Origin of the sequence: Variovorax sp. J31P179, from assembly GCF_030316985.1 — a bacterium.
Classification (GTDB): domain Bacteria; phylum Pseudomonadota; class Gammaproteobacteria; order Burkholderiales; family Burkholderiaceae_C; genus Variovorax; species Variovorax ginsengisoli_B.
Map to the genome: position 1 here is coordinate 26,206 of NZ_JASZYL010000016.1, position 13,336 is coordinate 39,541.

The following is a 13,336-nucleotide window of genomic DNA, read 5'->3' on the forward strand; positions in this document are numbered from 1 at the left end:
TACCGGGCGCGCGGAGTGTGACTGCCTCTACTGACGATTTAACTCCCTCCTGCACCTCCTGTCGCCGCGATCCGCCTTCCCGCCCACCGTCCTCCAACAGAGGAAAACTCTTGAAGTAGCGCTAGCGTTTCCGCGGATTGCCGAGGGAAGACGCAATCGAAGTCACACCGCAACCCAAGTTGAGCCCGCGGACTAAGCGATGGACCTACCACCATTGATCAACAGATTGTGGCCGACGACGAAGCGTGCATCGTCGCTCGCAAGGAATGCGACCCCAGCGGCAATGTCATCAGGCCTGCCAAACTCTCCCAAAGGGATCGTGGAGAGCATTCGCTGGCGCATCTCAGGAGATTGGGTTGCGAACGCTGGGGTCTCGATGGGGCCAGGAGAAATCGCGTTCACCGTCACGCCATAGGGGGCCAGTTCGATCGCCAGGACTCGGGTGAAGCCGACAACGCCTGCCTTTGCGGCAGCGTAGTCGCAAAAGGTGGGCGTGGGCGAAAGCCAGGAACCGGAGGAGATGTTGATGATCCGGCCGGATCGCCGCTCTCGCATGGACCGAACAACCTGCCGGCTGCACAGCATCGTTGCCTTCAGGGACAGGTCTATCACGAAGTCCCACGTCTCAGGCTCAGATTCGGCGAACTCGCTGCGCTTCGATCCCGCGGTGCGACCGACCACGTTGACGAGAATGTCGACGCGACCGAGACGTGCCTGCATGCTCGAGAAGGTCGTTTCCACCGAGCTTCGATCTGCGCAGTCAAGCAATGCGAATTCCGCCTCGATTCCCATCGACCCAAGCTCCTCGACCGTCTTCGAACCGCCCGGATCAACGTCCAGCGCGACCACGTACGCTCCTTCACGGCCGAGACGCAGAGCCGTGGCCTTCCCGATACCGCTCGCAGCACCCGTGACCACGGCAATCTTGTCGCTCAGGCGTGTCTGGTGCGCCGGGAGGGAAGCTCTTTCTGATCGGTTCGTCACAGCTAGATCCATTGGTTATGTGTGGGCGGGAAATGAGCCAATTTCAGTTCTCGACAGTCAGGCCAGCTTGGGAAACGAGGCGTTTTTCCGTTTCCATCGCGTTCTTGACCCAATCTTTGAATTGCTCGGGCGGCAGGGACCATGGCTTCAGGCCCAGTGCCTTAGCGGTGCTTTGATACGCCGGGTCGTGCAGTGCGGCGCTGAACGAAGCATGGACCGCCGCAACCGCGCGCGGATCCATGTTCTGCGGTCCGCAGAGCGCAAACGTCGAGCGCGCACTGCTGTCATAGCCTTGCTCCTTGGCCGTAGGTACCTGCGGCTCATCCTGGAGGCGTTGGTCAGCGAAAACGGCGACCAGCCGCAGCTTTGAGCCGAGCTTTCGCCCCTCTGACACTGGCATAAACGCCGCGTCGAGCGTCCCACCGATGAGGGCCGTGCCGAGTTCTGGCGCGCCCTTATAGGGAGCGTGGTTGAACGAAGCCCCTGCCCTGATGGAGAGGTCCTGCAGGAGCAGATGACCAGTTGAACCTATCCCCGCTGTTCCGACATTTAACGTCCCTTGCGCGCCCTGCGCGGACGCAACGACGTCCTTGAGGTTCTTGCTGGGTGAAGTATTGGAGACGAAAAGTCCGTGGTCGGAATCGGCGATGCTCAGGATGTATGAGAATTCCAGTGGGTTGTACTGGACCTTCCCGAGAAACGGCGCCCTGTAGATGTTCTGGGTAGCCAGCATCAGCGTGTATCCATCAGGCTGTGCACGAACAAGTGCATTGGCAGCAAGCAGGCCGAGCGCGCCGGCCTTGTTTTCAATCACGATACTTTGGCCGAGGCCGCGTTCGGCAGCCTTTGCCAATGCACGCATCAACACATCCGCCAAGCCACCTGCGGGAAACGGGACAAGCACGGTGACGGGTTTCGACGGGAATTGCTGAGCCTGACTCATAGGGCTGAGTGCAAGTGCAATTGAGGCGCTGAGCAAGTGTCTGCGATGCATGCGGTCTCTCTCAGTTACGAGTTTTCGTTAGCGCCGTGGATCGAGTCTCGATCAGGGGCCATGAAATGCGTTGTGCTCCAGCCACCATCCACGGCCAGCACTTGCCCGGTGATGAACGAAGCGTCATCACTGCCGAGGAACGCAACTGCCTTCGCGATATCGGCAGGCATTCCCACCCGTCCCAGTGGTGTACGCCTCCGGAGCACATGCTCCATTTGACGATCACCGCTTTCAAGTGGGACGGCAGTCGCCGGAGTGGCGATCAGTCCGGGAGCGATTGCGTTCACCCGAATCCCGCGTGGACCGTACTCGGCGGCCATCTGCCGGGTAAGTCCGATGACAGCTGCCTTGGCTGCCGAGTACGGCGCGGAGCCCTGGACGCCGACAAGTCCGAAAATGGAAGCGATGTTGACGATGCTGCCGCCTCCTTCAGGAAAGCATGACAGCGCGCCGGCCGACATCCTGAACAGAGTACGCAAGTTGATGTCCAGGGAGCGATCCCAATCCGCATCCGATGATTCATGCGCGGTGCTCGCTTTGCCACTACCCGCGTTGTTAACCAAGATCGAAAGAGGTCGGCCCGTAGATTGAAGCGCGTGACTGAAGATGCTCGCTGGCGCAGCTTCCGTCCGCAGGTCGACGTCGAATGTGGTGATATCGGATTGCAACGATGCCAATTCTCGAAGGCCATCGGCGTTGCGGTCCACCGCGACCACAGTTGCGCCGCAATGGGCGAGGTGCAACGCGATCTCACGGCCGATGCCCCGACCGGCACCTGTCACTATGGCCAAAGCGCCGTCAAAATTGCATGAGCTGGTCATCAGAACTCTCCGGGTTGCTTTCGCAATCTTGCATGTCGGGTTCGACCGAAGAACCCGAGGACATCGCTGAGTTGCCACCGTCGATCGCGAGGATCGCACCATGAATCGACGAGGCGTGCTCGGATGCGAGGAAGAGAATTGCGTCCGCTTGATCACTAGCCTCTGCGGGGCGGCCCAACGGGATGCGCGCATTTCGCTGCGCGAAGCGTTCTGGGTTGCGCTGCGAGTTCGCGCGCGCTGCGGGGGTGAGCGTGAGACCCGGACTGATGGCATTCACGCGAATGTTGTGCTGACCCCATTCGACCGCGAGCGCCTTTGTCAGGCCGACGACCCCGTGCTTTGAAACGACATACGAAACCCGGTTGGGAATCGCCATCAGACCGGCAACCGAAGCAACATTCACGATGGCGCCACTTCGGTTCGGAATCATGCTTCTAGTTGCCACTTGTTGGCACCAGAAGAACACCCCATCGAGATTGATCCCCATCACCTTTCGCCAGAGATCCACCGAGGTGCTTCGTGCCGGATCCCATGCCGGAATGACACCGGCGTTGTTGATGAGGACATCGATGCGACCATACCGTTCGAGTACAGCCGAAGTATTGTTCTCGACGTCCAGATGGTTCGCCACATTTCCTGCGATGGCGAGCGCTTCGCCGTTCCTACGCAGATCCGCGACGGCGGCCTCAACACTTGCATCGGATACGTCATTTACGCAAACGATCGCGCCCTCGGCCGAAAACGCTTTCGCCGCTGCGAGCCCTATGCCCGAGCCGGCACCGGTCACGATGACCACCTTGTCCTTGAATCTCAAACCTGCTCCTTGACTCGTCATTGCAGCTTGATGTCAGCCGCGCGGATGATCTTTCGGAAGGCCTGGGTGGATTCGTTCAGGATGGCGGAAACTTTATCGGGGCCGCCGGCCTCGGCCGTGAGGCCGAGTTCCTCCAGGCGCTTTGCGACATCAGGATTCGTCACGGTTCGGTTGACCGCCGCCTCCAATCGCTTTGAGGCATCGACTGAATAGCCAGCGGGCGCGAAGATCGCGAACGGCGGCGGGTTCTCGAACCCGTGATAACCGAGCTCAAGAAACGTAGGAACGTTAGGTAGAAGCGGAGAGCGCTTTGTACCGTTGACGGCTACCGGATTAAGCTTTCCGCTCTGGAAATGCGCGGTGTACGCGACAACGGTATCAAATGCGAGGTGCACATTGCCAGCGATAAGGTCAATGATTAGCGCAGAGGAGCCTTTATACGGAACTCCGACGATCGGCACGCCCGCCATCCTGATGAACATCTCTGTGTTTAGATGCCCGACGCTTCCGAGCGAAGCGGTGCCATATGTCAGCTTGCCCGGATTGGCCTTTCCATAGTCGACAAGCTCACGCAGCGAGCGCACCGGCAAGGTTGCGCTGACGGCAACCACGTTCTGGAATGACGCCGCCATCGCTATAGGTTTCAGCTCCTTCAGGGGGTCATACTGCAGCTTCATATCTGCGGCCAGCGCAATCGCCAACGGGCCGGTCGCGGCGAACAGGATCATTCCCTGATCAGGATTGGATTTCGCGACTGCGGCTGCGCCGATGTTCCCTCCGGCGCCGGCGAGGTTCTCGACAACAATTGGTTGTCCCAGTTCTTTACTCAACTGAGTCGCTATCACCCGGGCGGCGACGTCGGTAGCGCCTCCCGCGGAATAAGGGACGACAAACTGTATGGGGCGGGTGCTGCTCTGTGCGGCAACTGGAGCGGCGATCGCAGCTGCGAGGGCGAAAGCAAGGGCGTGGCGCCGGCTCTTAGAGATAGTCTGGTGTCTCATTTGATCTCTTCGGTGTCTGCGGTTGAGGTCTTCGGGGCTGATAAGACTTGCACGGAGGTCAAGAGGCTTTTGGACTGCTGCTGGCGAGGATGGACGCACGCCGTTCGAGCCACCACCCGAATTGCTCTGGCCACCTCTCATACGACTTAGCAAGTTCCAGGTACGCGTGAACGGCCCAGTTCGGGTCGTTCAACGCTTCACGTCCAATAGCAACAAGATCAGCAGAGCCTTGCTCGAGAATGCCGTTCGCTTGAGCAGCCGTGAGGATCAGGCCAACTGCCATCGTGGCGACCGCGGCTTCGGCGCGTATTTGATTGGCCAGGAACACCTGGAATCCTCGCTCGCGCTTGATCCTCGCAGCCGTATTGGCTCCAGTCAGCCCACCCGACGAGCAGTCGATCACGTCGATGCCGAGCGCCTTGAGCTCCCGCGCAAATTCGACGCTGTCCTCAACGGTCCAACCGCCAACAACGTTGTCGGTTGCGGAGATGCGGCAGAAGACCGGCCGGTCTGTTGGCCAGACAGAGCGGACCGCGCGCGCGACATCGAGCGGAAACCGCATCCGCCCTTCCAGGCATCCGCCATACTCGTCCTCTCTGGAGTTGGACAGCGGTGACAGGAACTGGTGGAGCAGATAGCCGTGCGCGGCGTGGATCTCCACGACTTCATATCCTGCCTGGAGCGCCCGCAATGCGGCGTCACGCCAAGCCGTTACGATTTCGCCAATCTCCCCGACCGTTAGCGCCTTCGGTTGCAGCCAGCCCTCGTCCATGGGCTCGGTGGTCGGGCCGACAACTTCCCAGGGTATGTCCCCCAGCGCGACGTCCTCTGCAGTCAGCGGCCCGTTTCCGCGCCAGGGCCGCTGCGTGCTTGCCTTACGGCCAGCGTGCGCAAGTTGAATGCCCGGAATTGCGCCGTTCCACCTGATGGCTTCGGTCACTCGCTTCAGGGGTTCGATATGTGCGTCGCTCCAGATCCCAAGGTCGCCATGCGTGATGCGTCCCATGGGATGGATGGCGGTTGCTTCTGTAAAGACGAGCGCGAACCCGCCAAGTGCAAATCGGCCAAGATGGATCGCATGAAACGCGCTCGCGATCCCATCGTTCGCCGAGTACGTGCACATGGGCGAAACAACCATTCGGTTTTTCAGTTCCAATCCTCTAACTTTCAGCGGGCGCAGGAGCATCGCGCCTGATGTCGCGGAACTTTGGGAATCATCCACAGAGGTGTTTGGCATAGTCTGAAGTACGTTTAGGCAGGCCGAAGGTCACCGAGTCGCCCCACCGCGCTGGTATGGCCCTAATGTCTTGCGCAGTTCGGCCTTCATGACCTTTCCGGTCGCGGTAAGAGGGACCTCACTTAGGAACTGGAAAGTGACAGGTATCTTGTAGTCCGCGAGGGAACGCCGGCAGTGATCTGCAAGTTCAGTCGCCGGCGGGGGCGGCAGGTTCGCGTCGACCACGACGAAGGCCGCCACCTGCTCGCCGAACAGCGAGTCCTGTTGCCCCACGACTACGGCGACTTTCACTGCCGGGTGTTCCAGCAACACCTGCTCGACTTCCGATGAATAAATGTTCTCGCCGCCGCGGATGATCATGTCCTTCTTGCGATCCACCAAAGTGACCAACCCATCGTCGTCCTGGAAGCCCAGGTCTCCGGTGTGAAGCCATCCGCCCCGCAGCGCTTGATGAGTGGCATCGGGATTTCGGTAGTAGCCCTGCATGACGTTCGGCCCGCGGGCGACCAGTTCGCCCACAGTACCGGCGGGCAGCTTCTCGTCGCTCTCCCCGAAGATGGCCACCTCCACACCGGCCATCGCCATCCCGACGGATCCGGCCCGGTCGATGGCAAGTACGCCCGGAAGCGTCACGAGCGTGCCGCCGGATTCCGTCTGTCCCATCCCATGGACCAGTGAAGCGTTGGGAAAGAGTGCCTGCACTTCGCCCAGCTTCGCAATGGCCATCGGTGCGGCTCCGAACATCACGGTCCTAACCAAGTCAAGTGTGATGCCCAAGGCTTTCGCCTTTTCCACCATTAACAGCAGGATCGACGGTACGCCGAAGAAGGCGTTGATGCGCCTGGACTGGATCAACCGTAGCGTCGCCTCGGTGTTGTAGCTGTCGACAATCAGAGTGCCCCCGAGGAAGAACACCGGATAGAAGATCGTGTGTGCCGCGATGTGGAAGAGCGGCGTGACCGCGAGCGTTCGTCCCTCAGGAAAGTTGAACTCCCATGCGTCGGGCGACTGCAGTGCGTCGACGATGAGGGTGCCGTGCGTATGGACTACGCCTTTGGGCTGGCCAGTGGTCCCCGAGGTGTAGTACAGCGCGGCGGGCGAACTTTCTTTTATGTCGGGCTCCCCGGTGAATCGCCCTTCCCCTAAACCGCACGAAGCATCTTGGACGTCCAGCACGATCCTTGAAGGCGACACGCCGTGGTCGGCCGAGACGGCGGACACGATGCCATCGAACGACGGTTCAGTCACAAGTAGCACCGACTCGCTGTGCTTCAGAATATAGGCGGCTTCCCTTGGCACCAAGCGGTTGTTCAGCGGAACAGCCACAGCACCGACACCCAGAACAGCGAGATACCAGACGACGTAGTGATCGCTGTTGCTCACGAGAAACGCGACCGACTGGCCTTGCTGGACTCCCCGGGCCTTCAGGACCTCCCGTGCACGGTCGACGCAGTCCAGCAATTCGCCGTATGTGAGGGATCGTTGGCCGAAGACGAGCGCGGTCCGCGACGGCCAAGCGCGCGCGCGGCGACGCAGGAAGGCGGTGAAGGTCATGCCTTTGGCTGAAGCCATCTCGCGCTGAATGGCGATTCCCAGCTCGCTGCGCTCGCGGGCGACCCGGTCAATGGTGAACTTGAGTTCGTCCGTAGTCATGAGGCTCCCCTACCAGGCCGCTTGAGCGACCGTCGCGCCCGAGATGATTTGAGGTCTTTTGAGTTGCATTCTTCGTTCCTGAAGCGTTACGGCAGACGTCAGCGTGGAGCAGGTTGCGCAAGCTGCATCACAGACTTGGATGTGTCAGTACTTCTCAGGTGCATCATGGTACTCATGGGTATCACACAATACTAGTTAGGATCGCCGCGCGAACTACTGGTGCTAACCCTAGGCGAGCAGGAATGCCGGAGGGCCCCTGCCCAAAGATCGCCAAGCCATCCGATCGCAGCAACGCAGCTTTAAGAGCGCAACTTCTGGCGTGCCCTCCAGGTCATCGCTCGGATGGCGAGTTCCCGAGTGACCACGTCGTCGTGCAGTTGGTAGGGCAAACCCGGATGTCGCGGCCGATTCCAACAAGTACTATGACGATACTGCCGAGTATCTCCAAGAGTCTCACGGGTAGGCTATCGGAGGTGTTCGTAGTACGGATCGTTAGGAATAGATGGCAGGCGCATCAAGTTGCAAGGTCATCGCTAAGAAAGGATTTGTGATGGCGTCAGAAACCTCAGCAGCTACCAACGTCGACGCGGTCGTCATTGGTGCCGGCATTACTGGCATGTATCAGACGTACTTGTTGCGCAAGATGGGCCTTCTCGTGCAGAGTTTCGAAGCCGCGCCAGACGTTGGGGGCACGTGGTTCTGGAACAGGTACCCGGGCTGCCGCCTTGATACAGAAAGCTATGCATACGGCTACTTCAGCCTGGCCGGCATCGCTCCCGACTGGCAATGGAGCGAGCGATTCGCAGGCCAGCCAGAACTCCTGCGATACGCACGATATGCCGCTGACAAGATGGAGATCCGAAGCAGCTATCGGTTCAATACGAAGGTCGTCAGCGCGCACTACGACGAGTCGGCCAATCAATGGCGTGTGGCGCTCGACGACGGCACGAGCGTGACGTCGCGCTTCCTGATCTCCGCCGTCGGTCCGCTTTCCGCGACTCGGATGCCGAACATTCCTGGCCTTGATTCCTTCAAGGGTGAGTCATTCCATTCATCGCGCTGGCCTCGTGACGACTCGGACGGGCCCAAGAGCGTCGATTTCTCTGGCAAGCGAGTCGGTGTGATCGGCACGGGTGCAACAGGAGTGCAGATCATCCCTGTGGTGGCGAAGACTGCCGAACAACTCTACGTCTTTCAGCGTACCCCCAACTGGTGCACTCCGTTGGGCAATCACGAGCTCAACCCGGAGCTCACCGCAGAGCTGAGGGGAGATCCGAAAACATTCATGGAGTTGCTCAAGTCGACTCCCACGGCCTTCCCCCATGCCCGCGGACTGAAGAAGGCCAAAGAGGATGACGTGGAGCAACGGAACGCGTTGTTCGAGTCGCTGTACTCCATGCCCGGCTATGCCATCTGGCTCTCCGGGTACCGGGACGTTCTGACGAACAAGACCTCGAACCAATACCTCGCAGATTTCATTGCGCAGAAGATTCGTCAACGGGTGCACGACCCCGTGGTGGCCGAGAAGCTGGTGCCCAAGAATCATGCGTTCGGCACTCGGCGAGTTCCGATGGAAACCAACTACTACGAGGTGTACAACCAGGCGAACGTGCACCTCGTGGACATCGCAGAGTCACCGATTGAATGCGTGACCCCCAAGGGGATTCGCACCGAGGACGGCGAAATCGAACTGGACGTCATCGTCTTCGCGACAGGCTTCGATGCTGTGACTGGGTCATTTGACCGCATTGACATTCGCGGCAAAGGCGGGGTTTCCTTGCGGGAAACGTGGGCCGATGGCCCGGTGACCTATCTCGGACTTCAGGTGACTGAATTCCCCAACTTCTACACGCTTGTGGGACCCCACAACGGTGCGGCCTTCTGCAACATCGGAGTCTGCGGGGGATTGCAAGTCGAATGGGTCACACAAATGATCGGCTGGATGCGCAAAAACGACAAGACCTATGCAGAGCCCATCGAGTCGTATCAGGAGAAATGGACGACGCGAGTCTACGAAGATTACGCCAAGACGCTGCTGGCTGACACTGATGGCGCCTGGTGGGTCAAGACGACCGAGCAGCCTGACGGAACTGTCCGCCGCCGCGCACTGGTCTACATCGGCGGGGCACCCGAATACAGAAAGTTCTGCGAAGACGTCGCCCTCGCAGGCTACGAGGGTTTCGACCTTCGATAGGCGCAAAGAGTATGGCTAGAAGCTCAATCAGGCAGCCCAACGATTGGACACAGAGGAGCCCAGTGCAAGCAGTTGATGTGCCGGCCTCCAAGACAAACGCTCAACCTCGACTCGGTAGCCCTGGCTGGAGGGGCGTTGAGCTCGACCTAAATAACCCCCCGTTCTAACTGACTGACCCGCTCATGAAAACCGGAAAACGTGCCTTGGTGACCGGAGCCGCTGCCGGCATCGGTTTGTGTACAGCGAGACGTTTGGCAAGCGATGGCTGCGTCCTGTTTCTCCTTGACCGCCTTGACGGTGTTCGAGAGGTCGCTGAAACGCTAGCCGAGCAAGGCGTACTGGCCTACCCGATCGTTGCGGACCTGACGCGCGACGAGGACATCCGCGCCGCCTGTGCGGAAATCGATAGGCTTGCAGGCGGATGCGACATTCTTATTAACAATGCCGGCGTTCATGTGAAACGTGATGGTCACTACATCCCCGACGAGAGTCTGACCGTCGAAGACTGGGAAATGACCATGCGGGTGAACGTGACCGCTCCGTTCCTTCTAAGCCAGTACGCAGTCAAATCGATGGCTTCCGGAAACTGGGGTCGGATCGTGAATGTGTCCTCTCGAGCAGGGAGGACTAGTGGGCCCGCAGCGGGCACGCACTATTCCGCATCCAAGGCTGCGCTGATTGGCATGACCCGAAGCATGGCCGCGCACTACGGACGCGTAGGGATCACCATCAATGCCGTGGCGCCGGGTCATGTCTTGACCCCGATGGCGCTGCAACAGGCCCCTGAAGTACTCGCGCGCTCTGCCCAAGGCAATCCGCTTGGACGCCTCGGTGATCCCGACGAGATCGCCTCGGCGATCCAGTACCTGACGACCCCCGCGGCCGGCTTCATCACCGGCGCGGTGATCGACGCGAACGGCGGCGGATTCATGGGATGACCAGCGCATCGTCCTATGCAGCCGGAACATCTGGCAGGAGGCGGGAAACATGGAAGAGATGCAAGTAGCGCCAAACGGAGAATATGAATCGCCTTCGGTGGTGGCGACCGCTGAAGGCCGTGTTGCAACCATCACTCTCGACAGGCCGCGCAAGGGAAACTCCCTTTCACTGGCGTTGATGCGCGAGCTTCGCTCTGCGCTGCGCGTTTTCCAGGAAGACAACGAGCTCGACATGCTGTTGCTCCAAGCGAATGGGCGGCATTTTTGTACCGGCGCCGACGTCAGTTGGATCAATGCCGTCACCTCCGGCGACGCCGAGCTTTGGACGCGGGGAATCGGAGAACTGTTTGCTCTGCTTGCCGACTTGCATGCGCTCGACAAACCGGTGATAGCGCGGGTCCATGGATCGGCCGTCGGCGGTGGCGTCGCAATCTTGGCACTTTGTGACTCCGTAGTCACGGTTGCCGACGCTAAGTGGTCACTTCCCGAGATCCAGTTGGGCATGGTGCCCACCGTGGTGATTCCTGCGTTGCTCGAGCGCGTCTCGCGATCGACGTTGGAGCGGCTGCTCTTTCAGGACCATGCATGGAATGGCACATCTGCGCTCGAGATGGGATTAGCCACGCACGTGGTTGCCGAAAAGGATCTCGACGCAGCGATCAATGTCACCCTCGAACACTGGCGAGCAATCCCGATTCAGACCGTCATCGAGACCAAGGCTCTGTTGCGACAGATCGAGGGATCTGATTTCGTGCGTCGTCTTGCTGAAGTCAGGCCAGCCGCAATGGCGGGGCTTCACAGCGAAGACGCGAAGCGACTTGTCGGCGCCATGCGGGCGTCACGAACTTGATTTAAATCATTCTTCAACCAATTCGGAGACCGAATGTCCTCAAACTGGAATCAATCAACGTACGTCGTTCTGGGCGGTACGGGCGCAATCGGGCATGCCATCTGCCGATCGCTGGCGACATCGGGTCACGCGATCCATTTCACCTTCGGAAGTCGTCTGTCAGCAGCGCAGGAGCTTGCGGCTTCAATTGAGAAATTAGGCGGCAAAGCAAGCTATCAACAGGTGGCATGGGGAGACGCAAAGGCTTTCGCTGCATTGTCCGAGAAGCTCACCGAGATCGAAGACCTTCGTGGCGCCGTCTATGCCACTGGCCCAGACATCGAACAGCCCTTCCTGAGCCAGGTCGCACCGTCCCGCTGGAACGAAGTCTTGCAACAGGACGTGATGACTTTTCTTAGCTTCGCACATCTCGTCGTGCCGCTATTGCGCGCAGCCAAGGGCTCCTCTTTCGTTGCGATCACCACGGCTGCAACCCAGCGGCATCCCGCGCGCGACGCGTTGTCGTCCGTGCCCAAGGCTGCCGTTCAGGCGGCAATCCGAGGCCTGGCCCGTGAGGAAGGGCGCTTCGGGATTCGCGCCAACTGCGTTGCCCCCGGCATGCTCGACACGGGCCTTGGCCAGCGGATGATGGACAACCACTTCGATGCGACGGCGATCGAGAAGATCCGGCAGAGCGTCCCACTCCAGTTTTTTGGCAATGCCGACGACATTGCAGCCGCCGTTGTATTCCTACTGTCACCAGCAGCCCGCTACATAACCGGGCAGACCCTGTGCGTCGACGGGGGTTGGACGGTCTAACTCGAAGAACGCCATCGGGCACGCCTCAGGCTGCCGTACGCAGCACCCCAGGACGGCGATACCGCCTGCGATGACGTCGCGCGTGCGGTCTGGTTTCTTGGGAGTGGCGTCGCGCCGTTCGTGTTCCAGGGCGTAAAGACCGCGGCGCATATTTGGCGGCATTCAGTCCCGCCACAAGCGTTGCACCGCTGGCAAGAATTCCATCCAGTATTATTCGATACTATTTGGTTAGCTCATATGTCTCGGTGGTATCGGCGCCGCCGCGACGGGTGACCAGCGCTGATCGATCGCCAACTGGAAAACATGAAACCTGCCCTGTCAAATGAACCCAAGAGGACCGTCGATCCGCGCGGCGCCTCCCAGCTTCAGGCGGAAATTCGCGAGTTCAAGCGTGAAAAGGTGCTGGATGCTGCACTACGCCTCTTCTACGAGAAGGGCTATTCAAACACCACCATGGATGAGGTGGCGCGCTCGCTCGGCGTAACGAAGCCGTTTGTGTACCGCTACTTCCCGAGCAAGGAAGCACTTCTCGTCGCACTGTACGAGCAATCGACCGATGTCGTCATCGGCTTGCTGGCCGCGGCGACGGAGAAGTCTACGGAGCCGGACGAGCAGCTTGCGATGTTTATCGATAGCTTTGTGCGGGAGAACACGCGCTCAGTCATGGTAGGCATGGTGTACATGCAGGAAGAGAAGCATCTGGATTCGACCGTGCGCGCATCCGTCAACGCGCAGCAAAAGCGTTTTGACACTGGGTTGGCTGCGCTGATCGAGAAAGGCGTCGAGCGTGGAATGTTCGTGTCCAGGGACCCCAGGGTCGCTGCGCTGGCGATCACCGGCATGGTTCGATGGCTGCAGCGCTGGTACAAGAAGGATGGACGCCTCTCGGAAGACCAGATCAGCTCAATCTATACAGAGATGGCATTGAATTCCCTCTGCTACCAAAAGCCTGCCGCCCGATCGGACGCGACGAAGAAGCGCGCCAGTTAAGAATCTTTGGTCGACGAGGCGTCTTCTTGTCCGTACCCTGGACAGGTTGACTGCCCATGATT

At 59.7% G+C, this 13,336-nt stretch carries 12 protein-coding genes; 5 read left to right on the forward strand and 7 right to left on the reverse strand.

Translation table 11 applies throughout. From position 1 onward, the window contains the following. Positions 1-192: 192 nt before the first annotated feature. From QTI17_RS29430 to QTI17_RS29460, 7 genes are all read right to left on the reverse strand, one after another. Entirely contained in the window at positions 193-996 is an 804-nt protein-coding gene (locus QTI17_RS29430) for an SDR family NAD(P)-dependent oxidoreductase (protein WP_286537237.1), read from the reverse strand. A gap of 31 nt (positions 997-1,027) precedes the next feature. Then, a complete protein-coding gene (locus tag QTI17_RS29435) occupies positions 1,028-1,978 on the reverse strand; it encodes a Bug family tripartite tricarboxylate transporter substrate binding protein (protein WP_286537239.1) in 951 nt (316 codons plus the stop codon). 14 nt (positions 1,979-1,992) lie between these two features. Continuing rightward, entirely contained in the window at positions 1,993-2,799 is an 807-nt protein-coding gene (locus QTI17_RS29440) for an SDR family NAD(P)-dependent oxidoreductase (RefSeq protein ID WP_286537240.1), read from the reverse strand. Beyond that, entirely contained in the window at positions 2,777-3,613 is an 837-nt protein-coding gene (locus QTI17_RS29445) for an SDR family NAD(P)-dependent oxidoreductase (protein WP_286537241.1), read from the reverse strand. Before QTI17_RS29445 ends, QTI17_RS29440 begins: the two co-directional genes overlap by 23 nt. 17 nt (positions 3,614-3,630) lie before the next feature. Beyond that, positions 3,631-4,614, reverse strand: a complete 984-nt coding sequence (locus QTI17_RS29450; RefSeq protein ID WP_286537242.1) for a Bug family tripartite tricarboxylate transporter substrate binding protein — start codon at positions 4,612-4,614, stop codon at positions 3,631-3,633. A gap of 58 nt (positions 4,615-4,672) precedes the next feature. Further along, a complete protein-coding gene (locus tag QTI17_RS29455) occupies positions 4,673-5,800 on the reverse strand; it encodes an NADH:flavin oxidoreductase/NADH oxidase (RefSeq protein ID WP_286537243.1) in 1,128 nt (375 codons plus the stop codon). 81 nt (positions 5,801-5,881) lie between these two features. Then, complete coding sequence (locus QTI17_RS29460) at positions 5,882-7,504, reverse strand: class I adenylate-forming enzyme family protein (protein WP_286537246.1); 1,623 nt, start codon at positions 7,502-7,504, stop codon at positions 5,882-5,884. Positions 7,505-8,054: 550 nt separating this feature from the next. On the opposite strand from QTI17_RS29460, the gene QTI17_RS29465 reads away from it, so the two are divergent. The 5 genes from QTI17_RS29465 (at position 8,055) to QTI17_RS29485 (ending at position 13,274) form a co-directional block, all read left to right on the forward strand. After that, positions 8,055-9,698, forward strand: a complete 1,644-nt coding sequence (locus tag QTI17_RS29465; RefSeq protein WP_286537247.1) for a flavin-containing monooxygenase — start codon at positions 8,055-8,057, stop codon at positions 9,696-9,698. A 182-nt stretch (positions 9,699-9,880) separates the two neighbouring features. Next, entirely contained in the window at positions 9,881-10,636 is a 756-nt protein-coding gene (locus QTI17_RS29470; RefSeq protein ID WP_286537248.1) for an SDR family NAD(P)-dependent oxidoreductase, read from the forward strand. A gap of 49 nt (positions 10,637-10,685) precedes the next feature. Next, on the forward strand, positions 10,686-11,486 hold the full coding sequence (locus QTI17_RS29475) for an enoyl-CoA hydratase/isomerase family protein (protein WP_286537250.1): 801 nt from the start codon (positions 10,686-10,688) through the stop codon (positions 11,484-11,486). A 33-nt stretch (positions 11,487-11,519) separates the two neighbouring features. Then, a complete protein-coding gene (locus QTI17_RS29480; RefSeq protein ID WP_286537251.1) occupies positions 11,520-12,284 on the forward strand; it encodes an SDR family NAD(P)-dependent oxidoreductase in 765 nt (254 codons plus the stop codon). Between the two features lie 303 nt (positions 12,285-12,587). Continuing rightward, positions 12,588-13,274, forward strand: a complete 687-nt coding sequence (locus tag QTI17_RS29485) for a TetR/AcrR family transcriptional regulator (RefSeq protein ID WP_286537252.1) — start codon at positions 12,588-12,590, stop codon at positions 13,272-13,274. Positions 13,275-13,336: the final 62 nt, after the last annotated feature.

What these genes read in the sequence shown, in the direction of transcription:
- QTI17_RS29470 (WP_286537248.1), top strand. Translation starts at nt 9,881, where the DNA reads ATGAAAACCGGAAAACGTGCCTTGGTGACCGGAGCCGCTGCCGGCATC.
- QTI17_RS29430 (WP_286537237.1), bottom strand. Translation starts at nt 996, where the DNA reads ATGGATCTAGCTGTGACGAACCGATCAGAAAGAGCTTCCCTCCCGGCG.
- QTI17_RS29455 (WP_286537243.1), bottom strand. Translation starts at nt 5,800, where the DNA reads ATGCTCCTGCGCCCGCTGAAAGTTAGAGGATTGGAACTGAAAAACCGA.
- QTI17_RS29450 (WP_286537242.1), bottom strand. Translation starts at nt 4,614, where the DNA reads ATGAGACACCAGACTATCTCTAAGAGCCGGCGCCACGCCCTTGCTTTC.
- QTI17_RS29485 (WP_286537252.1), top strand. Translation starts at nt 12,588, where the DNA reads ATGAAACCTGCCCTGTCAAATGAACCCAAGAGGACCGTCGATCCGCGC.
- QTI17_RS29465 (WP_286537247.1), top strand. Translation starts at nt 8,055, where the DNA reads ATGGCGTCAGAAACCTCAGCAGCTACCAACGTCGACGCGGTCGTCATT.
- QTI17_RS29480 (WP_286537251.1), top strand. Translation starts at nt 11,520, where the DNA reads ATGTCCTCAAACTGGAATCAATCAACGTACGTCGTTCTGGGCGGTACG.
- QTI17_RS29475 (WP_286537250.1), top strand. Translation starts at nt 10,686, where the DNA reads ATGGAAGAGATGCAAGTAGCGCCAAACGGAGAATATGAATCGCCTTCG.
- QTI17_RS29460 (WP_286537246.1), bottom strand. Translation starts at nt 7,504, where the DNA reads ATGACTACGGACGAACTCAAGTTCACCATTGACCGGGTCGCCCGCGAG.
- QTI17_RS29435 (WP_286537239.1), bottom strand. Translation starts at nt 1,978, where the DNA reads ATGCATCGCAGACACTTGCTCAGCGCCTCAATTGCACTTGCACTCAGC.
- QTI17_RS29440 (WP_286537240.1), bottom strand. Translation starts at nt 2,799, where the DNA reads ATGACCAGCTCATGCAATTTTGACGGCGCTTTGGCCATAGTGACAGGT.